Raw genomic sequence first — 22867 nt, 5'->3', positions numbered from 1 at the left:
CCAACCGTGGCGGACCCGGGTCGGCAGTTATCGATTTACGGGGGTGACCAGCACGCCGGTAGCCTGTGCCGACACTGTCACTGCCCGCATCGTCGCACCGAAGAGAGCATTGTGGCCGCCGACAAGATCGACACCATCGTCAGCCTGAGCAAGCGCCGAGGCTTCGTTTACCCCTGTAGTGAGATCTACGGCGGCCAGAAGGCCGCCTGGGACTACGGTCCCCTCGGCGTGGAGCTCAAGGAGAACATCAAGCGCCAGTGGTGGCGCACGATGGTCACCTCGCGTGACGACATCGTCGGTCTGGATTCCTCGGTCATCCTCGCCCGCGAGGTGTGGGAGGCGTCCGGCCACGTCGAGGCGTTCGTCGACCCGCTGACCGAGTGCACCTCGTGCCACAAGCGCTACCGCGCCGACCACCTCGAAGAGGCGTACGAGGCCAAGCGCGGCCGGCTGCCGGAGAACGGCCTCGCCGACATCACCTGTCCCAACTGCGGCAACAAGGGCACCTTCACCGAGCCCAAGATGTTCAACGGCCTGCTGCAGACCTTCCTCGGCCCCACCCAGGACGAGTCCGGCCGCGCCTACCTGCGCCCGGAGACCGCCCAGGGCATCTTCGTCAACTACAAGGCCGTCGAGCAGACCTCGCGCAAGAAGCCGCCGTTCGGCATCGCCCAGACCGGCAAGAGCTTCCGCAACGAGATCACGCCGGGCAACTTCATCTTCCGCACGCGCGAGTTCGAGCAGATGGAGATGGAGTTCTTCGTCAAGCCGGGCGAGGACGAGCACTGGCAGGAATATTGGATGCAGCAGCGCTGGGACTGGTACATCGGTCTCGGCCTGAACCCGGACAACATGCGCTTCTTCGAGCACCCGAAGGAGAAGTTGTCGCACTACTCGAAGCGCACCGTCGACATCGAGTACCGCTTCAACTTCGGCGGCACCGAGTTCTCCGAACTGGAGGGCATCGCCAACCGCACGGACTACGACCTGCGCACCCACTCGGAGAAGTCCGGCACCGACCTGTCGTACTTCGACCAGGACGCCGGTGAGCGCTGGTTCCCGTACGTCATCGAGCCGGCCGCGGGTCTGAACCGGGCGATGCTCGCGTTCCTGCTCGACGCCTACTTCGAGGACGAGGCGCCGAACGCGAAGGGCAAGCTGGAGAAGCGCACCGTGCTGCGGCTCGACCCGCGCCTGGCGCCGGTCAAGGCGGCCATCCTGCCGCTGTCGCGCAACGCCGACCTGTCGCCGAAGGCCCGGGGCCTGGCCGCCGACCTGCGGCAGTACTGGAACTGCGACTTCGACGACGCCGGCGCGATCGGCCGCCGCTACCGCCGCCAGGACGAGATCGGCACGCCGTTCTGCATCACCGTCGACTTCGACACGCTCGAGGACGACGCGGTGACCGTGCGCTCGCGCGACACGATGCAGCAGGAGCGGGTGTCGCTCGACCAGGTCGTGGGCTATCTCGCGGCACGCCTGCCGGGCTGCTGACCCGAAACCGGCCGCGGGCCGGGTGAACGCCGTGAGGGGCGCCGTCTCGGACGGCGCCCCTCACGTGTGTCGCGGGCCGTCGTGCCACCCGGCGATCCGGGTGTCGGGCGAACTACCTGAAGATGCCCGCCACGATGCGGTCGGCCATCCGGTAGTTCAGGTCGTTCAGGACGTTGCCCGCGGCCTTCGAGGCCTCCTCGCCCTGGCCCTTCATCGGCCCGCCGTCGGCCCGGCCGATGTCCAGGATCAGGACGTAGTGCCCGGTCGTGGTGGCGATCGCGGCGTGCTCGGAGCCGTCCTTGAAGGTGACCCCGCTCGACGCCGGCGGCTGGAGCCAGGCGATCGGGGAGTTGGACAGCGCGATCGTGCCCAGTCCCTTCTTCACCGCCTCGGCCTTCTCCTTGTTCGGCATCGAGACCACCGACAGCGTCACCGCGTACTTCCCGGCCGAGTCCTTGTACGACCCGCGCAGCACGCCCACGCAGCCGTTCTGGGTGACCGCCGAGCCACCGGCCGTGATCACCTTCGAGCAGTCCTTGGCCGCCGAGTCGTCGCTGCCCAACTGCCGATACTTCGCGCCGGTGCGCCCCTGGAACTCGGCGGTGTCCTTGAAGAAGTAGTCGGTGGTGAAGGACAACTTGTCGGTCGACAGGTCGTCGATGGCCGAGTTGTTCGGCGGCGGCGCCGACTGGAACCCCTTGGGCTCGTCGGCGCCCGGTCCGGGCGAACCGCCGGTCGCGGGCAGCGAACCGCCGTTGGCGGGAGCGGTCGGCGACATCTGCGCGGCGGGCTTCTTGTCGTCGTCCTTGTCCCCGGACAGGAAGAAGAACGCCCCGCCGCCGATCACCGCGAGCGCCACCACCGCCGCCGTCGGCACCAGCCACTTCGGCCGGCCCGGCGGCGCGGGCGGCGGCTGGCCGTAACCCTGGCCGTACTGCTGGGGGTAGGGCTGCTGTCCGTACGGCTGCTGCCCATACGGTTGTTGTCCGTACGGCTGTTGCCCGTAGGCCGGTTGACCCTGAGGCGGTTGCCCATGGGCCGACCGGCCGTTGTTCGGTTGTCCGTACGGCTGTTGCCCGTGGCCGTAGCCGGGCCCGTTCGGGGGCTGCGGGGGCGGGAAGGCACTCATGTGCGGAGGTTAGTTCATCCGGACGACGGTGCAGGAGCCGATTCCGCCACCGCGTGATCGTGCCCTCCGGCCGACGCGGTCGAGCCGGGCGAGGCGCCGGAGCCGGCCGGGCCGGCCAACCGGGCGCGGGCCGCCATCAGCGCGAAGCCGAGCAGGTTCAGCCCGCGCCAGCGCTCGGGGTCGCCCGCCCGCTCGTCGTCGGCGGCCAGCCCGATGCCCCAGATCCGGTCCAGCGGACTGGCCTCGACCAGGATCCGCCGCCCGGTGCCGAGCAGGAACGCGCCCATGTCCGGGTGCTGCCCGAACTTGGCCACGTTGCCGCGCACGATCAACTCGAACCGCTCGTCCACCCACCGCTGCTCGTCGAAGCCGCGCACCTGACGCCCGATCGTCTTGGCGGTCTTGGGGTGACCGGCCGCCAGCACCCGCCGCTCCGCGTCGGCGTCGCCGAACATCCGGGCCTTGCCGGCCATCATCCAGTGCTCGGCCGTGCGATAGGTGATCCCGTCCACCTCGAACGGCGACGGATACCACTGACTCAGACAACTCGCGTCCACCCCCCGGATCGGCTCGCGGTGCCCCCAGAAGAAGACGTACTTCAGCCGGGGCTGCCGTCGGGCCCGCAGGATCAGCGACGCGACGTCGAGCGGTTCACGGTCGGACTCGGCGGCGGACCCGGTGGACGCCGGCGGGGAATCGGAGGTCATGACCGCGATGCTGCCAGGACCGGCGACACCCGGAAACCGCTTTTCCCGGTGGGGGACAATGGATCGGATCCATCCCCACACCCCTCCTGGAGCACCGTCCATGGCACCCGCCGACGCACCCACGCCCGACGCCACCGGCAGCCCGTGGCCGCCGCTGCGCCTGGGCGCCTCCGGCGGCGAGCGGATTCGGCCACCCGTGGTGCTGGCCCCCATGGCCGGTATCACCAACGCGCCGTTTCGCACGCTGTGCCAGGAGCAGGCCGAGGCGGCCACCACCGCGCGCCCGGCCGGGTTGTACGTCAGCGAGATGATCACCACCCGCGCGCTGGTCGAGCGGGACGCCAAGACGCTGCGGCTGATCCGCTTCGCCGAGACCGAGCGCCCGCGCAGCATCCAGCTGTACGGGGTCGACCCGCACATCGTCGGCCGCGCGGTCGCGATGATCGTGGACGAGGGCCTGGCCGACCACATCGACCTCAACTTCGGCTGCCCGGTGCCCAAGGTGACCCGCAAGGGTGGCGGTTCCGCGCTGCCCTACAAGCGCAACCTGCTGCGCGACATCCTGCGTTCGGCGGTCAAGAACGCGCGGGGCGTCCCGGTCACCATCAAGATGCGCAAGGGCATCGACGACGACCACCTGACCTACCTCGACGCGGGCCGGATCGCCGTGGACGAGGGTGTCACCTGGGTCGCCCTGCACGGGCGCACCGCCGAGCAGCACTACGGCGGCACCGCCGACTGGTCCGCCATCGCGCGGCTGAAGGAGGTCGTCACCGACATCCCGGTGCTCGGCAACGGCGACATCTGGGACGCCGAGGACGCGCTGCGGATGATGCGCGAAACCGGCTGCGACGGCGTCGTGGTCGGTCGCGGCTGCCTGGGCCGCCCGTGGTTGTTCCGCGACCTGGTCTCCGCCTTCGAGGGCAGCGCCGACCGGGCCCGGCCGACCCTGGGCGAGGTCACCACGATCATGCGCCGGCACGCGGTGCTGCTCGCCGAGTGGATCGGCGACGAGACCCACGGCGTCACCGACCTGCGCAAGCACGTCGCCTGGTACATGAAGGGCTTCTCGGTCGGCGGCACCATCCGCCGCGGCCTGGCCACCGCGAGCAGCCTGGCCGAACTCGACGACTGGTTCGGGCAGCTCGACCTGGACCAGCCCTGGCCGATCGGCGCCGACGGCCCGCGCGGGCGCACCGCGGGCGGCAAGCGCGTCGTGCTGCCCGAGGGCTGGCTCGACGACCCCGAGTGCGCGCTGCCCCCGGTCGACGCCGAACTGGACCACTCCGGCGGCTGACCGCGCCGTCGAGGGGCGCCGCGCACCCGGGATCCGGGAAGTCCGGGAATCGGGCCGGCTCCCCGATGGCACGCACGGTGACGTCGTAGAGTGAGGGAATGCCCAAGATTCGAGCCTCCTCCGTCGCCGAGCACCGTGCGATGCAGCACGCCGCGCTGCTCGACGCCGCCCGGAGCCTGCTCGACGAGGGCGGCTTCGCCGCGCTCACCTTCCCCGCCCTGGCCGAACGCACCGGCCTGGCCCGCTCCTCGCTCTACGAATACTTCGCCTCGCGCGCGGCCGTCGTCGAGGAACTGTGCGCCGTCGACCTGCCGGCGTGGGTGGCCGAGGTCGAGGACGCGATGGGCGCGACCGAGGACCCGGCGCAGAAGATCGCGGCCTACGTGGCGCGCCAGTTGGAACTGGTCGGTGATCGTCGTCATCGCGTCGTGGTCGCGATCTCCACCGGCGAGCTGGACGCGAACGCGCGCGAGCGCATCCGGGCCGCCCACGGGCGGATCGTCGAACTGGTGGTGGACGCGCTGTCCGCGCTCGGCCACCGGGACCCGATGCTGGTCGCCACGCTGGTCCAGGGCATGGTCGACGCGGCGGTCCGGCGGATCGAGTGCGGCGCCGACCCCGCCGAGGCCGAGTCCGCCACGCTGGCCCTGGTGCTCGGCGGCGTCGCGCGGGTCGCGTAGCCCGCCGAACCCGACGAACCCGACCCCGGGCGGTTCGGGTACAACCGCACCCGCACCCGGCGCAGCAGCGTGAGCGGGTCGTGATACTCGGGCACCAGCAACCCCCAGTGCAGACACGGCACCGGCAGATGGAACGGCCCCGGCGCCAGCACCCCGATCGGGTCGCCCGCCGCGACCACCCGACCCGCCGCCACCGACGCCAGCACCGGCTCGTAGGTGGTGCGCACGTCGCCGTGTCGCACGGTGACCACCCCGCGCCCGGCCACCGCGCCGGCGAAGACCACCACCCCCGCGCCCGCCGCGCGCACGGGCCGGCCCACCGTCGCGGCCAGATCCACCCCGCGATGCCCGGCCAGCCACGCCGCCGCCGGCGGCTCGAACCCGCGCAGCACCACCGGTCGGGGATCCAGTGGCCACACCCAGCGCCGAGCCTGTGGTGCGGCCCGCGCCGCCCCCGCCGCGAGCGGCACCGGGGAAGCGAGGGGCGACGCGACCGTCGACACCACGGCGGTGAGCAACAGCAGACCCAGCACGGCGGGTCCGCGACCCGACCTCGAATCGTTCATGCGCCCAGACTCACCGCCCGCGCCCGACGTGTGCGCCGATCCGCGCCGGCCTGTGGACAAACGGCCATCCGGTGCGCGTAGACAACTTTTTCGTCCACAAGCGGTCGTCGATCATCGAACTGCGATACGCCGCGAAAAGCCGGCATACAAGCCGACGAGGCGGTGGAAAAGGGTGGCCGGAAGGCGAGTCGCCCGGCCGTGTACCGGTCCCGTACACTTCCCGGAGCGGCCCGGCCTTCCGGGTCGACTTCGCGCGCCCACCTTCGAGCCGCCGACGTCCCGCATGGCGAGACGCCAGTGAGCGGGACTCGATGGGGACACCTCTCGGTCCGGGAATCCGCAAGGACCTCGGCGTGGTGTCGCGGGCGTCAGGCGTGACGGCGACCCGTCGTCACGACACAACCGAGAGTCCCGGGCTCGATCGCCGGGACGAGAGTCCAAGGAGCGTACGGCCATGGCCGTCGTCACGATGCGGGAGCTGCTGGAAAGCGGCGTCCACTTCGGTCACCAGACCCGCCGCTGGAACCCGAAGATGAAGCGCTTCATCTTCACGGAGCGCAACGGCATCTACATCATCGACCTGCTCCAGTCGCTGTCGTACATCGACCGCGCCTACGAGTTCGTCAAGGAGACCGTCGCCCACGGCGGCACGATCCTGTTCGTCGGCACCAAGAAGCAGGCGCAGGAGGCGATCGCCGAGCAGGCGACGCGCGTGGGCATGCCCTACGTCAACCAGCGCTGGCTCGGCGGCATGCTGACCAACTTCTCGACCGTCTACAAGCGCCTCCAGCGCCTGAAGGAGCTCGAGCAGCTGGACTTCGACGACGTGGCCGGCTCGGGCATGACGAAGAAGGAACTGCTCGTCCTCAAGCGCGAGAAGGACAAGCTGGCGAAGACCCTCGGCGGCATCCGCGACATGCAGCGCGTGCCCTCGGCCGTGTGGATCGTGGACACCAAGAAGGAGCACATCGGCGTCGGCGAGGCCCGGAAGCTGCACATCCCGGTCGTCGCGATCCTCGACACCAACTGTGACCCCGACGAGGTCGACTACAAGATCCCGGGCAACGACGACGCGATCCGCTCGGTCACGCTGCTCACCCGCGTGATCGCCGACGCCGTCGCCGACGGTCTCATGTCGCGTGCCGGTGGCGCCGCCGCCGACACCAAGGCCACCGCCGGCGAGCCCCTCGCCGACTGGGAGCGCGAGCTCCTCGAGGCGGGCAAGAAGGACGAGGCCGCTCCGGCCGAGGCCGCCCCCGCCGCCGAAGAGGTCGTCGAGTCCGGCTCGGTCACCGAGGCCGACGTCGAGGCCGAGGCCACCGAGGCCGCTCCGGCCGCCGAGGCAGCCCCGGTCACCGAGGCGCCCGCCGCCGAGGCCGACCCGCAGGCCTGACCCTGGAACGAGGGGTACGACGGCCAGGCCGGCGTACCCCTCGCCCTGTGCCGGGACCCGATCACGGTGCGTACGCATCCCGTACATCCCCGTATGTGTCGGAATACCGCACGGACCCTTGACCTTCATCGGGTGGGGCGACACCCTCACCCGCAGTCGCTCGGGCAACCGGGCCGCTGACCGAGAGACGAGAGAATCAGGACATGGCGAACTTCTCCGCCGCGGACGTGAAGAAGCTCCGTGAGCTCACCGCCGCGGGCATGATGGACTGCAAGAAGGCCCTCGAAGAGGCCGAAGGCGACGTCGACAAGGCGGTCGAGATCCTTCGCGTCAAGGGCCAGAAGGGCGTCACCAAGCGCGAGGGTCGCTCGGCGTCCAACGGCGCGATCGTCGCGCTGCTCGACGGCAACGCCTCCGGCGTCCTGGTCGAGCTCAAGTGCGAGACCGACTTCGTGGCCAAGAGCCCGAAGTTCATCGAGGCCGCCAACGCGATCGCCGCGCACGTCGCCAAGACCTCGCCCGCCGACATCGCCGCGCTGCTCGCGAGCGAGATCGAGGCCGGCAAGAGCGTCCAGCAGTTCGTGGACGACGCGAACGTCACGCTCGGCGAGAAGATCGTGCTCGACCGCTTCGCGCAGTACGCCGACGGTTTCGTCACCGCGTACCTGCACAAGACCAGCCCCGACCTGCCCGCGCAGATCGGCGTGCTGATCGAGCTGGACGGCGCCGACGCCGAGGTGGCCAAGGACGTCGCGCAGCACATCGCCGCGTTCTCGCCCACCGTGCTCGCCCGCGAGGACGTGCCGGCCGAGACGGTCGAGACCGAGCGTCGTGTGGCCGAGGCCACCGCGCGCGAGGAGGGCAAGCCCGAGGCCGCCCTGTCCAAGATCGTCGAGGGCCGGGTGACCGGCTACTTCAAGGACAACGTGCTGCTCGACCAGGCGTTCGCCAAGGACAGCAAGAAGTCCGTGGGCAAGGTCCTGGACGAGGCCGGCGTCAAGGTCAAGCGCTTCACCCGCTTCAAGGTCGGCGTCTGATCGCCACTCGCGGCACCGCCCCGGCCGGGAAGTGAACACGGTCGGGGCATGTAGTAGGCATGAACGCAGTGAAAAGCAGTATGGCGAGGAGGCCGCAAGGCGTGGAGGGAACCGTGCAGGAAACCGAAACGAAGGCGGCCTCCTCGTCGTCCGCCGAGGGCGACGAGCCGAACCCCTACGCGCGCCGGGTGCTGCTCAAGCTCTCCGGTGAGGCGTTCGCGGGCGGCGGGGCCCTCGGTGTCGACCCCGACACCGTGCAGACCATCGCGCTCCAGATCGCCGACGTGGTCCGCCGCGGCACCCAGGTCGCCATCGTGATCGGCGGCGGCAACTTCTTCCGCGGCGCCGAGTTGCAGATCCGCGGCATGGACCGCGCCCGCTCGGACTACATGGGCATGCTCGGCACGGTGATGAACTGCCTGGCGCTCCAGGACTTCCTGGAGAAGCAGGGCATCGACACCCGCGTGCAGACCGCCATCACGATGGGCCAGGTCGCCGAGCCGTACATCCCGCGCCGCGCCGTGCGACACCTGGAGAAGGGCCGCGTGGTCATCTTCGGCGCGGGCATGGGCATGCCCTACTTCTCCACCGACACCACGGCCGCCCAGCGCGCGCTCGAGATCGACGCGGTCGCGCTGCTCATGGCCAAGGGCGTCGACGGCGTATACGACTGCGACCCGAAGTCCAACCCGGACGCGGTCATGTTCGATCGTCTGGATCACGCCGAGGTGCTCGCCCGCGGGCTCAAGGTCGCGGACGCCACCGCGATCAGCCTGTGTATGGACAACGAACTGCCGATCGTCGTCTTCAACCTGCTCGTCGAGGGCAACATCGCCCGCGCCGTGCGGGGTGAGAAGATCGGCACCCTGGTCAGCCGTACCGACGGCTGATCGACGGCGACAGGACCGGGACAGGAGCCGACATGATCGACGAGATTCTCCTCGAGGCCGAGGAAAAGATGGAGAAGGCCGTCGTGGTCGCCAAGGACGACTTCGCGGCGATCCGCACGGGCCGGGCCACTCCGGCCATGTTCAACAAGATCCTCGTGGACTACTACGGCTCGCCGACCCCGGTGAACCAGCTCGCGTCGTTCACCACCCCCGAGCCGCGGATGGTCCTGGTGACCCCGTTCGACGGCGGTTCGAGGAACGCGATCGTCAAGGCGATCCGCGACTCCGACCTCGGGGTCAACCCGACCGACGACGGCAAGGTCATCCGGGTCGTCTTCCCGCAGCTCACCGAGGAACGCCGCAAGGAGTTCATCAAGGTGGCGCGGAGCAAGGGCGAGGACGCGAAGATCTCGCTGCGGTCGATCCGCCGCAAGGCCAAGGACACGCTCGACAAGCTGGTCAAGGACGGCGAGTCCGGCGAGGACGAGGTGCGTCGCGCCGAGAAGGAACTCGACGACACGACCCACAAGTACGTCGCGCAGATCGACGAGTTGCTGAAGCACAAGGAAGCCGAGCTGCTCGAAGTCTGATGAACGACTCGACCTGGGGCGGTACGCCGCCGGCCGATCCGCCCGCGGGAGCGCACCCCGATCTGCCGCCCGGCCACGACCCGTACGGGTCGTACGGCGCGTGGCCGGAGCAGGTCCCGGACGCGCCGACGGGTTACGACGCGGCCCCTTACGATGCGGTCCGGCCCGGCAGGCCGGACGGCCACGGCGACGGCGCCATTCGTGCGCAGCAGCACTTTCCCGCCGGCGTCGGGGTACGGACACAGGATGACCACACGCAGGTGCTCTCACCGATCGCGGGTCACGACCCGGACGACGGGTCGCGGCCCGACGCGGGCGGGCCGTTCCACGAGGAGCCCGTTCGACGGGACCCGGCGCCCGTCGAGGCGCCACGCGAGGGCCGTGTGGTGACCGGGGACCAACCCGCGAAACCCGTCGGCAAGGCCGGACGCAACCTGCCCCAGGCGATCGGCGTCGGCGTCGCCCTCGGCGGGGTGATCGTGGCCTCGCTGCTCACCGTCCAGGTGTTGTTCGTGGGCGTCGTGCTGCTCGCGGTCCTGGTCGGACTGTGGGAGTTGGCGGGCGCGTTCGGCCGGGCCGAGGCGGTCGCAGACGCGGCCGGGCGGACCGCGCAGGGCGCCACCGTCGGGCGCGGGATCCGGATTCCGGTGATCCCGCTCGCGGTCGGCTCGGCGGCGATGTTGATCGCCGCCTACGCGCGCGGTGCGCAGGGGTTGGCCGTGGCGACCGCGCTGACCGCCGTGGCGGTGATGATCTGGCGGATGACCGAGGGCCCCGAGGACTTCCTGCGGGACATGACGGCGGGTGTGTTCACCGTCTTCTACCTGCCGTTCCTGGCCGGCTTCGCGGTGCTCATGCTGGGCGACGACGACGGCGCGAAGCGGGTGTTGACCTTCATCATCCTGGTGGTGTGCGCCGACACCGGCGCCTACGCGGCCGGGGTGATCTCCGGTGGTCGACACAAGATGGCGCCCACGATCAGTCCCGGCAAGAGCTGGGAGGGCTTCGCCGGCGGCGTGATCCTCGCCGCCGCCGCGGGCGCGCTGTGCGTGATGTCCATGCTGGACGGCGCGTGGTGGCAGGGCGCCGTGGTGGGCGTCGCGGCGGCGGCGGTGTCCGCGCTCGGCGATCTCGCCGAGTCGATGATCAAGCGCGACCTCAAGGTCAAGGACATGGGCAGCCTGCTGCCCGGTCACGGCGGCGTGATGGACCGCCTCGACTCGCTGCTCGCCGCCGCCCCGGTGGTGTGGCTGCTGCTCGCCGCATTCGTATGACCCGGACCTGATCCGGCCCTTCCGGACAGGCCACGCGGACGCACGGAGCGGGGCCGGGCGGGTCTTCGAGCCCCGCCGGATCCGGCCCCGCCCGTACACCTGCGACACTGGACGAGCCATGCCCAAACCTGGAGAACTCACCTTCACCGCGCCGCCGCGTCGTTCGAAGCCGCCGCGCCACCTTGCCGACCTCACCCTCGCCGAGCGCCGCGAGGCGGTGGCCGAGCTGGGCGAGAAGCCGTTTCGCGCGGCCCAACTGTCCAAGCACTACTTCGGTCACCTCTCGGACGACCCCGAGCAGTGGACCGACATGCCCGCCGCGACCAGGGCCAGGCTCGCCGAAGCCCTGCTGCCCTCGCTGATGACCTCCGTACGGGACATCTCCTGCGACGACGGGGCCACCCGCAAGTCGCTGTGGAAGCTCTTCGACGGCACCCTCGTCGAGGCCGTCCTGATGCGCTACCCCGACCGGGTCACGATGTGCGTGTCCTCGCAGGCGGGCTGCGGGATGAACTGCCCGTTCTGCGCCACCGGCCAGGCGGGCCTGACCCGCAACCTGTCCACCGGCGAGATCGTCGAGCAGGTGCTCGCCGGCGCGCGGGCCCTCGCGCGCGGCGAGGTGCCCGGCGGTCCGGGCCGGGTCAGCAACATCGTCTTCATGGGGATGGGCGAGCCGCTGGCCAACTACAAGGCCGTGGTCGGCGCGGTTCGCCGGCTGATCGACCCGAGCCCCGAGGGCCTGGGCATCTCCGCCCGATCGGTGACCATGTCCACGGTCGGCCTGGTCCCCGCGATGTACAAGCTCGCCGAGGAGCGGATCCCGGTCACCCTCGCCCTGTCCCTGCACGCGCCGGACGACGACCTGCGCAACACGCTCGTCCCGGTCAACACCCGCTGGGACGTGCGCGAGGTGCTGGACGCGGCCTGGCACTACGAGGGCGTCACCGGTCGCCGGGTCTCCATCGAGTACGCGCTGATCAAGGACATCAACGACCACGGCTGGCGGGCCGACCTGCTCGGGCGTCGGCTGAAGAACCACAACGCGCACGTCAACCTGATCCCGCTCAACCCCACTCCGGGGTCGAAGTGGACCGCCTCCACGGCCGAGCGCCAGGAGGAGTTCGTCCGGCTGCTGACCAAGCACGGCGTGCCGGTCACCGTCCGGGACACCCGGGGTCGCGACATCGACGGCGCGTGCGGGCAACTCGCCGCCGCCGAGGTCTGATTCCGCGGCTCGATCGGCGGGCGGCGTCGGCCGGCCCGCCGATCGCGCGGGACACAGTCGGCAAGCGGGACAATCGGTGCAGGTCACGGGTGCGCGGCGCGGCGATATAGAACGGGTAACGAATCCTTATCGGATCCTTAGGCCGCACAGGGCAGACTGATCTCAGTGCCAGGCCGTCGGATCCTTTGATCCCCCCGTTCGAATGATCCGGCGGTGGCACGCCCAAGCCGCCGGTCGAAGGGACACGATCCGGCGCACGGCTCGGGGTCGCGTGGCCCCCGAGACGAGAAGCACTTCGAGCCCGTCGCGGAAGGGGACGCCGCGCCGGGCTCGGAGTGTTTTCCCATGTCTGCAGTGTTTTCCCATGCCTGTCCGGGGTTCAGGCCCGGCGCCGCTGCGGTCGTTCGTCCCGCAGGATCACCGCCGCCGCCGCGATCAGCGCGGCCACCAGCAGGCCGACCGCCCAGACCGTGCCGAGCAGCGCGGTGCGGGTGGACACCGTCGGGAACGGATTGGCGCCCTCGTGCGCTGGCCAGGCCGCCAGTGTGCCGACGGTGATCGCCGTCGGCACGCAGACCAGGACGGGGACGGCGAGGGCGACCAGGGCCGCGCGGCGATCCGTCGGCGTGGTCGCGCCGATCGAGTGCAGGGTCCGCGAGGTCTCCCGGCGGGCCGGGCCGTACTCGACGACCACCGCGAACAACATCGCCGCCGCGCACAGCGAGACCGTGGCCACCGTCAGGAACAGCGGCGCGTCGGCCATCCGGACCGGCGTGCGGTCGCCCGCGAGCCGGCCGGTGGTGACCACCGCCAGCGCGATCGTGGTCAGTCCGAGCGGCAGCGCCAGGCCGTGCGCGGCGGCCTCCATCCGCCGGGCCGCGCACAACGTCCAGGCCCGACGGGCCCGGGCCGCCCAGCCGCCGCCGAGCCAGGCCACCAACCAGGGCATGGTCAGCGCGGCCCCGATCAGCACCGCGGCGTATCCGCCCACCGCCGCCGGCAGCGCGCCGTGCGGCAACTCCTCCGGACGGGCCGGGTCGGCGATCAGGTACTGCCCGAGCAGCCCGGCGAGCACCAGGAGCGGCCCGACGTACGGCGGCACCCGGGGTGACGATCGGGTCGACGGCCCCCGCACCGCGCTCGCCGCCGCGATCGCCGCGATCGTGGGCATCGCCACGAGCAGCGCCACCAGGCCGGGCCAGTGCGCCTCCGCGCCCACCTCGAGCAGTCGGCCCACCGAGGGCGGCACCGAGTCCCGCACCGAGCGCAGCAGCAGGTGTGCCCGCATCCCGGCGATCGTGCCGACCAGGGCCGTGATCCCCGCCTCCGTCGCCACCGCCCCCCGCTCGGCCCCGTGCCCCGGGGCCGGCGGCCCCTCGGCGACCTCGGCGCGGGCGTGCCGGGCGCGGTCGGCCCGGTCGTGCCGATGCAGGACCGCGAGCCGGGTGCCGACCGCGGTCAGCACCGCCACGGCGGCCAGCACCGGCAGCGCCGCGAGCAGCGGACCGGTCGGCGCCGGTGCCGGGTGCTCGCTCGGGCGGGCCCAGGCCAGCAGGCAGAGCAGCACGATCGTGGCACCGCCCGCCAGCGCCGCGCCGGCCAGCACCCGCACCGCGTCGACCCGGGACGCGCCGTGCCACACGTCGCGCAGGACCCGTGCGCCGGCCCCGGACATCGGCCTACCACCCCTCCGCGCGCGGGTCGGGACGACCCTCGCGCAGGACCAGACCGCGGTCCGCGTGCGCCGCCACCCGCCGATCGGCGGTGGCCAGTACGAGGGTGATCCCGTGCGAGCGCACGGCGGAGACCAGGATCCGCATCAGATGGTCGAGTTCGGCACCGGCCAGGCCGTGCGCCGGCTCGTCCGCGAAGACCACCGCCGGTCGGGTGACCAGCGCGCGGGCGACCGCCGCCCGACGCAGCAGCGCCGGTCCCAGGCCCGGCGGCCGGGCCTCGGCGTGCTCGGTGACGTCGAGCCGCTCCATCCAGTGCCGGGCGATCGCGAACGCCTCGGTGCGGCGCGTGCGATCCAGCAGCAGCGGCAGCGCGACGTTCTCCGCGACGGTCAACTCGGGCAGCAGCCGGGTGCGGCCGTCGACCAGGCCGAAGTGCCGGCGCCGCAACGCGGTGCGGCCCTTCTCGTCGAGCACGTGCAGCGGACCGCTGTTGAACCAGATCTCGCCGGCGTCGGGGGCGAGCACGCCGGACAGGCAGGCGAGGAGCGCCGACTTGCCGGCGCCGTCGGGCCCGGTGATCGCGAACGTCTCGTCGGCGCGGACCGCGGCCGAGACGTCGCGCAGCAGCGTTCGCGACCCCTGGGTGAGGGTCAGTCCGTGAGCGCGCAGCACGTCGTTGTCGGGTGGGGCGGTCGATCCGTCGGCGCCGGCGCGCCGGTCAGTGGGTCTCGTCGAGCGGGATGACAGGGACATGGCACACCTCCCGCAGAGATACGTTCGTTGCCACCCGTTGTCCTCCAACGAGCGTCGCGGCACGTGGTTTCGGCACGGGCGACAAACCCCCTCACTCGGGAGCCCTGTCGGCGGCGGGAGTTCGCACACATCATGATGAGGCGAACAGGTGTCTCGAACGCGTTCCGAACGGGGTGCACATGAACCGCCGACTCGATCTTCCAGATCTGCTCAATGCCCGCGACGTCGGCGACCTACCGCTGATCGGCGGCGGTGTCACTCGAACGGGGGTACTGATGCGGTCCGAGACCCCGGATCTGCTCACCCCCGAGGGGGTCGACCGATTGATCCACACCTATCGCGTGCGGCACGTGCTCGATCTGCGTTCGGACCACGAGGGGTTGCCCCCGACCGAGTGGGCGGGCGTGGTTCGACACCGGTTGCCGCTGCTGGGTCGACGCTCGGCGCTGGCCGCCGACCGGGCCGCGATCGGCGACGTGTCGGCCGGGCAGACCCAGGGCCTGGGATTGGACGACGACATCGACCTGGGCAGCGTGGACGAGTTCGGGGCCGGGCTGCTCTACATGCGGATGGCAGAGCGCGGCGGCGAGTCGTACGTACGCTCGCTGGAGGTCCTGGCCGGCGACGGCGGGGTGCCGGCGCTGGTGCACTGCACCGCGGGCAAGGACCGGACCGGGATCCTGGTCGCCCTGCTCCTGTCGGTCGCCGGGGTCGAGCGCGAGGCGATCATCGCCGACTACACCGAGACCGAGACGCATCTCGTGGAGATGTTCGAGCGCATCGACCGCTTGCCGCGCCAGCCCCGGATCGATCCGTCGCATCCGGTCGCGCCCGCGATGCGCGGTGCGGCGCGAGCGTCCATCGACACCTTCCTGCGGGTGTTGGAGGAGCGGCACGGCTCGGCGGCGGAGTTCCTGCTCAAGGCGGGTGCGGCGCCGGACCACCTGGAGTCCTGGCGCCGCACCATCCGAGGGGGAACGGGGTGACCGGCCCGGCTCAGTGACCCAGGAACCGGCCGAACGCGTGTGCCAGGCGCGAGTCGCGCCCGGTGCGCCGCTCCTCGACGTCGGCGCCCGCCATCACCCGCAGGCCCACGTTGGCGCCGATCCAGCGCAGCGGCTCCGGCTCCCACCGGGGCGAGCGGTGGCGGACCCAGGGCAGCCGGGTCAGGTCGGTGTACTCGTCGCGGATCAGGTCGGCCAGGGTGCGGCCGGCGAGGTTGGTGGTGCCCACGCCGTCGCCGACGTAGCCGCCGGCCCAGGCCAGTTTGCGGGCGCGGTCCAGGCCGCAGCTCGCGTACCAGTCGCGGGCCACGCCCAGCGGGCCACCCCAGGTGTGGGTGATCCGCGCGTCGGCGACGGCCGGGAACAACTCGGTGATCACCCGGCGCAGTTCGGCGAAGACCTTCTCGTCGCGGTCGAATTCGGGCCGTACCCTCGAGCCGAAGTGGTACGGCGCGCCGCGTCCGCCGAAGGCGAGGCGGTCGTCGGCGGTGCGCTGGCCGTAGATGATCAGGTGCCGCATGTCGCTGAAGCTCTCCCGGCGGGCCAGGCCCACCTCGTCCCAGAAGGCCTTCGGCAGCGGCTCGGTGGCGATCATCAGCGAGTAGACCGGCGCGAGGTCGCGGCGGAAGCCGGCCAGCTCGGGGGTGTACCCCTCGGTGGCGCGGACCACCACGTCGGCGCGGACCCGGCCGTGCGGGGTGACGGCGACGCCGTCCTCGATCGAGAGCACGGGGGTCCGCTCGTGGACGCGCACGCCGAGGCCGGCCACCGTCGCGGCCAGGCCGCGGGCCAGCTTGGCGGGGTGGAGCACCGCGCAGTGCGGGGTGTAGGTGCCGCCGAGCACGTCCGTGGCGCCGACCATCGCGCGCGCCTCGGCGGCGTCGAGCAGCCGGGCGTCGGAGTCGTCGAAGCCCCAGGCGTGTTCCCCGGCGACCGCCTCGCGGGCGCGGGCCAGTTGTACCGGGGTGCGGGCCAGCACGACCGTGCCGCCCTTGTCGAAGTCGCAGTCGATGCCCTCCGCGGCGACCACCCGGCCGACCTCGTCGACGGTCGCGTTCATCGCCCGCTGCTGGGCGATCGCGCGTTCCCGGGTGCTGTCGCGGGCCACCTTGGCGATGGAGGCGGGGAACAGCGCCGAGCACCAGCCGCCGTTGCGGCCGGACGCGCCGAAGCCGGCGACCTCCCGCTCCAGCACCACGATCCGCAGCGAGGGATCGGCCCTGGCCAGGTAGTACGCCGTCCACAGGCCGGTGTAGCCGGCGCCGACGATCGCCACGTCGACGTCCAGGTCGCCCGTGAGCGCGGGGCGCGCGGTGACGTCCTCGCCGAGGGTGTCGAACCACAGGGACACGTCGCGATAGTCGGTGGTCATCGGGTCCACGTCCTCAGGTAGTCCGGCGCGGGGAGGTCGAAGCGCAGATCGGGGGCGGGCATCGGGGTGCCGAAGTGCTCGGTGATCGGGACCGTGCCGGCCCAGATCGGGGCGTCGAGGTCGGCCTCGTCGTCGTCGGGCGGTCCGGAAGAGATCTTCACCGAGGCCTCGTCCAGGGACAGCGCGAGGACGAGCGTCGCGGCCAACTCCTTTGCCGAGTGCGGGCGCAGGTCGTCGCGGCGGCCGGGGAGCAGTCGGTCGGTGAGCAGGTCCAGGGCGGCGACCTTCTCGGCGTCCGGGAGCACCGCGCACGAGCCGAGCACCATCGCGCTGCGGTAGTGCATCGACGACTCGAAGGCGGATCGGGCCAGCACCAGGCCGTCGAGCAGGGTCACCGTCAGGCAGGTGGGCGCGCCGGCGGCCAGACCGCGCAAGAGTCGGCTGCCGGTCGAGCCGTGGATCAACACCCGCTCGCCGTCCCGGGCGTAGGCGACGGGCAGGACGAACGGCTGTCCGTCCTCGCCGGTGATGGCGAGGTGGCCGACGAGGCCGGCGTCGAGCACGGCGTGCAGCGCGGCCCGGTCCTCGACGGCGTGATCGGGCAGGCGGCGTATGCGGGTTCGAGGAGTGGAGCCGGGGACGGGGTGACTCATCGGGCCTCTTCGGGATGTCGGTGGTGCCGATGGTTCCGGTGGTTCGGGGTGTTTCGGGGGATTCGGCGCCGGATATGAGTCTGCCGCCGTCGCGCACGGGTGTGTGCGCGACGGCGGCAGCCTCACTGAGGGTTCGTCGAAATGCCGGTGCCCACCGTCGATTCGACGGCGCGTTCTACAGCTTGGTCCAGGCCTCGGTCAGCACTCCGCGCAGGATCTGCTCGATCTCGTCGAACACACCCTGGTCCGCGACCAGCGGCGGGGACAGCTGGATGACCGGGTCGCCGCGGTCGTCGGCGCGGCAGTACAGGCCGTTGTCGTAGAGCGCGGTGGACAGGAAGCCGCGGAGCAGGCGCTCGGCCTCGTCCTCGTCGAACGTCTCCTTGGTGCTCTTGTCCTTGACCATCTCGATGCCGTAGAAGTACCCGTTGCCGCGCACGTCGCCGACGATCGGCAGGTCCTGGAGCTTCTGCAGGGTGGCCAGGAACTTGGACTCGTTGTCCAGCACGTGCTGGTTCAGGCCCTCACGCTCGAAGATGTCGAGGTTGGCCAGCGCCACGGCGGAGGACACCGGGTGCCCACCGAAGGTGTAGCCGTGCATGAAGACGTTGTCGCTGCCGTTGTAGAACGGCTCGGCGAGGCGGTCGGAGACGATCATCGCGCCGATCGGGGAGTAGCCCGAGGTCATGCCCTTGGCGCAGGTGATGATGTCCGGCACGTAGTCGAACTTGTCGCACGCGAACATGGTGCCGAGCCGGCCGAACGCGCAGATGACCTCGTCCGAGACGAGCAGCACGTCGTACTGGTCGCAGATCTCGCGCACACGCTGGAAGTAGCCGGGCGGCGGCGGGAAGCAGCCGCCGGCGTTCTGCACCGGCTCCAGGAAGACCGCGGCGACGGTGTCGGGGCCCTCGTTGAGGATCGCCACCTCGATCTGGTCGGCGGCCCAGCGGCCGAACGCCTCGGGGGAGTCGTCGGCCAGGAACTCCGGCTTGCGGTACTGGTTGGTGTTGGGCACCCGGAAGGTGCTCGGCACCAGCGGCTCGTACGGCGCCTTGTAGTCGGGCAGGCCGGTGATCGACAGCGCGCCCTGCGGGGTGCCGTGGTAGGCGATGGCCCGCGAGATGACCTTGTGCTTGGTCGGCTTGCCGGTCAGCTTGAAGTAGTGCTTGGCCAGCTTCCACGCGGACTCGACGGCCTCGCCGCCGCCGGTGGTGAAGAAGACCTTGTTCAGGTCGCCCGGGGCGTAGTTCGCCAGGCGCTCGGCCAGCTCGACGGCCTTGGGGTGGGCGTAGCTCCACACCGGGAAGAAGGCCAGCTGCTCGGCCTGCTTGCGGGCGACCTCGGCCAGCTCGGCGCGGCCGTGCCCGGCCTGTACGACGAACAGGCCGGCGAGGCCGTCGATGTACTTGCGACCGTTGGTGTCCCAGATGTAGCTGCCTTCACCGCGCACGATGGTCGGCACGGGAGCGTTCTCGTACGACGACATGCGGGTGAAGTGCATCCACAGGTGGTCGTAGGCGCTCTTGGAGAGGGCCGCGTTGTCGTACTGCTGTGTCATCGAGTACCCCACTGGTAGGTCTGCTTCCGGAGCTTCAGGTAGACGAAGCTCTCGGTGCTCCGTACGCCCGGAATCGCTCGGATCCTCTTGTTGATGATGTCGAGCAGGTGGTCGTCGTTCTCGCATACGAGTTCCACGATGAGGTCGAACGAACCCGCCGTGATGACGACGTAGTCCACTTCCTCCATCGTGGCCAGTATGTCCGCCACGGGTTCGATGTCCCCTTCGACGCGAACCCCGACCATGGCCTGGCGATGGAAGCCGACGGTCAGCGGATCGGTCACCGCGACGATCTGCATCACGCCCTGGTCGAGCAGGCGCTGTACGCGTTGGCGCACGGCGGCCTCCGAGAGACCGACGGCCTTGCCGATCGCGGCGTACGAGCGGCGTCCGTCCTCCTGGAGCTGCTCGATGATCGCCTTCGACACGGCGTCGGCCGGCGCACTCGGGTTTCTGTCTCGACCGGCCACGTGGTCACTCTGCCTCATCAGATGGGCCTTTCGCAAGGGAATCCGTTGACTTTGCTCAATCAGACAACTGATTCAGTTGTTGGTGTGTGATGGGGATGCGGATACCGACAGCAATCCGGTTAGGCTGGGATCGCGGCCCAGGTCGGGAATCGACCCCCTCGCCGTCCTGCCGGCGCCGCCCCGTTTTCGAAGGAGACTTGGGACATGAGCGACCTGCGTACTCTGCGCAACTACATCGACGGCACGTTCACCGACGCCGCGGACGGCGGCACGCTCGACATCGTCGATCCCGCCACCGGCGAGGTCTACGCGACGTCCCCGCTCTCTCGCGAGCGGGACGTCGACGCGGCGATGCGCGCGGCGGCCACGGCGTTCGAGAGCTGGAGCGAGACCACGCCCGCCGAGCGCCAGCTCGCCCTGCTCAAGATCGCCGACGCGGTCGAGAAGCGTGCCGACGAGTTGATCGACGCCGAGTGTCGCAACACCGGCAAGCCGCGGGCGCTGACCGCGTCCGAGGAGATCCCGCCGATGGTGGACCAGATCCGCTTCTTCGCGGGCGCGGCGCGCATGCTCGAGGGCAAGTCGGCCGGCGAGTACATGGCGGGGCACACCTCCATGGTGCGACGGGAGCCGGTCGGTGTCTGCGCCCAGGTGGCGCCGTGGAACTACCCGATGATGATGGCGGTGTGGAAGTTCGCGCCGGCCCTCGCCGCAGGCAACACCGTGGTGCTCAAGCCGTCCGACACCACGCCGGCGTCCACCGTGCTGCTCGCCGAGATCATCGGCGAGATCCTGCCGGCCGGCGTGTTCAACGTGATCTGCGGCGACCGCGACACCGGTCGGCTGATGGTCGAGCACCGGACCCCGGCGATGGCCTCGATCACCGGTTCGGTACGGGCCGGCATGTCGGTCGCGGAGAGCGCGTCCAAGGACCTCAAGCGGGTGCACCTCGAACTCGGCGGCAAGGCGCCCGTCGTGGTCTTCGAGGACGCCGACATCGCCGCCGCGGCCGAGGGCATCGCGGGGGCCGGCTTCTTCAACGCGGGCCAGGACTGCACCGCCGCCACCCGGGTGCTCGTGCACTCCTCGATCCGCGAGGAGTTCGTCGCCGCGCTGGCCGCCGCCGCGAACGCCACCTCCACCGGCCCGCAGGACGACGCCGACTACGGCCCGGTCAACAACGTCAACCAACTCGCCCAGGTCTCCGGCTTCATCGACCGCCTGCCCGGACACGCCAAGGTCGAGGCCGGCGGTCACCGGGTCGGCGACAAGGGCTTCTTCTACGCGCCGACCGTGGTCTCGGGGCTGAAGCAGGACGACGAGATCATCCAGAACGAGGTCTTCGGCCCGGTGATCACCGTCCAGGCGTTCGAGGACGAGGCCGAGGCGCTGGCCAACGCCAACGGCGTGCAGTACGCGCTCGCCTCCTCGGTGTGGACCAAGGACCACGGCCGGGCGATGCGGATGGCCAAGCGGCTCGACTTCGGCTGCGTGTGGATCAACACGCACATCCCGCTGGTCGCCGAGATGCCGCACGGCGGCTTCAAGCACTCCGGCTACGGCAAGGACCTCTCCGGCTACGGCTTCGAGGACTACACCCGGATCAAGCACGTGATGACCAACTACGACGCCTGATCCGCCGCGCCGCGCGAGCGGCACCCCCGCGACACCCGCACGCACCCTGTCAACTCCGCTCCGCGAGGGTTGACAGGGTGCGTGTTGCCGTCCGGGGCGGGACCCGGCCACGATGCGGTGGGCCGTCCGTACGCCCGGCGCGTCCCCGCGCCCAGGGAACAGGCCCCGTTCCGTACCGCCAAGGAGTCGCCGATGACCCGCGCCCGCACTCGCGCCCGATCCCCGCTGCGGATTGCCGGGCATCGGGTGGACCGGCGGATGTTCCTGCGCGGCACCGGCGCGGCCGCGGCCGTCGGCGCGCTGGCCGCGTGCGGCGTGCCCTCGGCGTATGTCGAGGAGAGCAGGCGCGGCGGAACGGACCGGTCGGAGCGGGAGAAGGTGGTCCGCTTCTCCAACTGGGCGCTGTACATCGACGTCGACGACGAGGACGAGCAGCGCCACCCCACGCTCGACGCGTTCACCGACAGGACCGGGATCAAGGTCCGGTACTCGGAGGAGATCAACGACAACGACGAGTTCTTCGGTAAGATCCACCCGGCCATCCAGGCGGGCAAGGAGCCGGGGCGCGACGCCATCGTCATCTCCGACTGGATGTGCACCCGCTTCGTTCGGCTCGGCTGGGTGCAGAAGCTGAACAAGGCCAATCTGCCGCGGGTGGGCGCCAACCTCGCCGAATCGTTGCGCAGCCCCGGCTACGACCCCGGGCGCGACTACACCGTGCCGTGGCAGAGCGGGATGACCGGCATCGCGTACAACAAGAAGCTGGTGGACCGCGAGATCCGGTCGGTGAACGACCTGTGGCGGCCCGAACTCAAGGGCCGGGTCACCGTGTTCGCGGGCTTCATGGAGGCGGTCGCGCTGCTGATGCTCGGCGAGGGCTCGGACATCCGCGCGTTCACCGACGCCGACGTGGACAAGGTGATGGAGCGGATGCAGAAGCTGGTGGACAAGGACCACATCCGCAGCTTCACCGGCAACGACTACACCTCGGGCCTGGCCAGCGGCGACATCCTGGCCTGCCAGGCGTATTCCGGCGACGTGGGTCAGCTCAAGCTGGACAACCCCGACATCGAGTTCGTGGTGCCCGAGGAGGGTGCCGAACTGTGGTCGGAGAACCTGATGGTGCCGAACAAGGCCGCGCACAAGACCAACGCCGAGAAGCTGATGGACTTCTACTACGACCCCGAGATCGCCGCGGAGTTGGCGAACTACGTGGCGTACGTGTGTCCGGTGCCGGCCGCGCAGCAGGTGCTGGCCGAGTCCTCGGACGAGGAGACGCGCGCGTCGGCCACCAACCCGCTGATCTTCCCGGACGCGGAGATGACCGCGAAGCTGCACGGGATGCGGGAGACCACCGAGGACGAGGAGCGGCGCTGGGAGAAGGCGTGGGGGAAGATCATCGGTCTGTGAGCCGGCGGCAAGTGCCGGTCGGCGGGTCGGCGGGCCCCGGACGGTCGGCGG

Annotated in this window: 20 protein-coding genes and 1 pseudogene; 12 read left to right on the top strand and 9 right to left on the bottom strand. The window is 70.9% G+C overall.

What is annotated here, in order from left to right:
- The first annotated feature begins 111 nt into the window (after nt 1-111).
- A complete protein-coding gene (locus EMA17_RS20275) occupies nt 112-1494 on the top strand; it encodes a glycine--tRNA ligase (RefSeq protein WP_126638477.1) in 1383 nt (460 codons plus the stop codon).
- 112 nt (nt 1495-1606) lie between these two features.
- Here the strand turns inward: EMA17_RS20275 and EMA17_RS20270 are convergent, their stop codons facing one another.
- Nucleotides 1607-2623 carry a flagellar basal body-associated FliL family protein gene (locus tag EMA17_RS20270; RefSeq protein ID WP_126638476.1) on the bottom strand — a complete coding sequence of 339 codons (1017 nt, stop codon included), beginning with the start codon at nt 2621-2623 and terminating at the stop codon, nt 1607-1609.
- A gap of 14 nt (nt 2624-2637) precedes the next feature.
- Complete coding sequence (gene ybiA, locus EMA17_RS20265; protein WP_126638475.1) at nt 2638-3330, bottom strand: riboflavin biosynthesis intermediates N-glycosidase; 693 nt, start codon at nt 3328-3330, stop codon at nt 2638-2640.
- Nucleotides 3331-3430: 100 nt separating this feature from the next.
- Between ybiA and dusB the strand changes: the two genes are divergently transcribed.
- On the top strand, nt 3431-4627 hold the full coding sequence (gene dusB / locus EMA17_RS20260; RefSeq protein ID WP_126638474.1) for a tRNA dihydrouridine synthase DusB: 1197 nt from the start codon (nt 3431-3433) through the stop codon (nt 4625-4627).
- A 98-nt stretch (nt 4628-4725) separates the two neighbouring features.
- Complete coding sequence (locus tag EMA17_RS20255) at nt 4726-5307, top strand: TetR/AcrR family transcriptional regulator (protein ID WP_126638473.1); 582 nt, start codon at nt 4726-4728, stop codon at nt 5305-5307.
- 110 nt (nt 5308-5417) lie between these two features.
- On the opposite strand, the pseudogene EMA17_RS20250 reads toward EMA17_RS20255, so the two are convergent.
- Nucleotides 5418-5873: pseudogene (locus EMA17_RS20250) on the bottom strand (peptidoglycan DD-metalloendopeptidase family protein); the annotation flags it as partial.
- A 454-nt stretch (nt 5874-6327) separates the two neighbouring features.
- On the opposite strand from EMA17_RS20250, the gene rpsB reads away from it, so the two are divergent.
- From rpsB to rlmN, 6 genes are all read left to right on the top strand, one after another.
- Entirely contained in the window at nt 6328-7266 is a 939-nt protein-coding gene (gene rpsB, locus EMA17_RS20245; RefSeq protein WP_126638472.1) for a 30S ribosomal protein S2, read from the top strand.
- 203 nt (nt 7267-7469) lie between these two features.
- Nucleotides 7470-8303 (top strand): translation elongation factor Ts, encoded by an 834-nt coding sequence (gene tsf, locus EMA17_RS20240; protein WP_126638471.1) that lies wholly within the window; start codon nt 7470-7472, stop codon nt 8301-8303.
- An 80-nt stretch (nt 8304-8383) separates the two neighbouring features.
- Complete coding sequence (gene pyrH / locus EMA17_RS20235; protein ID WP_078977400.1) at nt 8384-9193, top strand: UMP kinase; 810 nt, start codon at nt 8384-8386, stop codon at nt 9191-9193.
- 32 nt (nt 9194-9225) lie between these two features.
- Complete coding sequence (gene frr, locus EMA17_RS20230; protein WP_126638470.1) at nt 9226-9783, top strand: ribosome recycling factor; 558 nt, start codon at nt 9226-9228, stop codon at nt 9781-9783.
- Nucleotides 9783-11057 carry a phosphatidate cytidylyltransferase gene (locus tag EMA17_RS20225; RefSeq protein WP_126638469.1) on the top strand — a complete coding sequence of 425 codons (1275 nt, stop codon included), beginning with the start codon at nt 9783-9785 and terminating at the stop codon, nt 11055-11057. Before frr ends, EMA17_RS20225 begins: the two co-directional genes overlap by 1 nt.
- A gap of 118 nt (nt 11058-11175) precedes the next feature.
- On the top strand, nt 11176-12282 hold the full coding sequence (gene rlmN / locus EMA17_RS20220) for a dual-specificity RNA methyltransferase RlmN (RefSeq protein WP_126638468.1): 1107 nt from the start codon (nt 11176-11178) through the stop codon (nt 12280-12282).
- Nucleotides 12283-12661: 379 nt separating this feature from the next.
- On the opposite strand, the gene EMA17_RS20215 is transcribed toward rlmN, so the two are convergent.
- Entirely contained in the window at nt 12662-13957 is a 1296-nt protein-coding gene (locus EMA17_RS20215) for a hypothetical protein (RefSeq protein ID WP_126638467.1), read from the bottom strand.
- Nucleotides 13958-13961: 4 nt separating this feature from the next.
- The gene (locus EMA17_RS20210; protein ID WP_126638466.1) at nt 13962-14711 is read right to left on the bottom strand and encodes an ABC transporter ATP-binding protein; all 750 of its coding nucleotides are present in this window, start codon (nt 14709-14711) and stop codon (nt 13962-13964) included.
- A 179-nt stretch (nt 14712-14890) separates the two neighbouring features.
- Between EMA17_RS20210 and EMA17_RS20205 the strand changes: the two genes are divergently transcribed.
- Complete coding sequence (locus tag EMA17_RS20205; RefSeq protein WP_160161480.1) at nt 14891-15697, top strand: tyrosine-protein phosphatase; 807 nt, start codon at nt 14891-14893, stop codon at nt 15695-15697.
- A 10-nt stretch (nt 15698-15707) separates the two neighbouring features.
- On the opposite strand, the gene EMA17_RS20200 is transcribed toward EMA17_RS20205, so the two are convergent.
- The 4 genes from EMA17_RS20200 to EMA17_RS20185 form a co-directional block, all read right to left on the bottom strand.
- Nucleotides 15708-17087, bottom strand: coding sequence for an NAD(P)/FAD-dependent oxidoreductase (locus EMA17_RS20200; protein ID WP_126638464.1), 1380 nt, complete (start codon nt 17085-17087; stop codon nt 15708-15710).
- On the bottom strand, nt 17084-17740 hold the full coding sequence (locus tag EMA17_RS20195; protein ID WP_126638463.1) for a pyridoxamine 5'-phosphate oxidase family protein: 657 nt from the start codon (nt 17738-17740) through the stop codon (nt 17084-17086). Before EMA17_RS20195 ends, EMA17_RS20200 begins: the two co-directional genes overlap by 4 nt.
- A 175-nt stretch (nt 17741-17915) precedes the next feature.
- Nucleotides 17916-19301, bottom strand: a complete 1386-nt coding sequence (locus tag EMA17_RS20190) for an aspartate aminotransferase family protein (protein WP_126638462.1) — start codon at nt 19299-19301, stop codon at nt 17916-17918.
- Nucleotides 19298-19789, bottom strand: a complete 492-nt coding sequence (locus tag EMA17_RS20185) for an Lrp/AsnC family transcriptional regulator (RefSeq protein WP_174861399.1) — start codon at nt 19787-19789, stop codon at nt 19298-19300. The genes EMA17_RS20190 and EMA17_RS20185 overlap by 4 nt, the downstream gene beginning before the upstream one ends.
- A gap of 186 nt (nt 19790-19975) precedes the next feature.
- Here EMA17_RS20185 and EMA17_RS20180 point away from each other — a divergent pair, with 186 nt between their 5' ends.
- Both EMA17_RS20180 and EMA17_RS20175 read left to right on the top strand, forming a co-directional pair.
- Entirely contained in the window at nt 19976-21406 is a 1431-nt protein-coding gene (locus EMA17_RS20180) for a gamma-aminobutyraldehyde dehydrogenase (RefSeq protein ID WP_126638461.1), read from the top strand.
- A 192-nt stretch (nt 21407-21598) separates the two neighbouring features.
- Nucleotides 21599-22816, top strand: a complete 1218-nt coding sequence (locus EMA17_RS20175) for a polyamine ABC transporter substrate-binding protein (protein WP_126638460.1) — start codon at nt 21599-21601, stop codon at nt 22814-22816.
- Nucleotides 22817-22867 lie beyond the last annotated feature (51 nt).

The organism is Embleya hyalina (genome assembly GCF_003967355.1).
GTDB classification, from domain to species: Bacteria; Actinomycetota; Actinomycetes; order Streptomycetales; family Streptomycetaceae; genus Embleya; species Embleya hyalina.
This window is presented reverse-complemented; position numbering and strand designations above follow the sequence as displayed.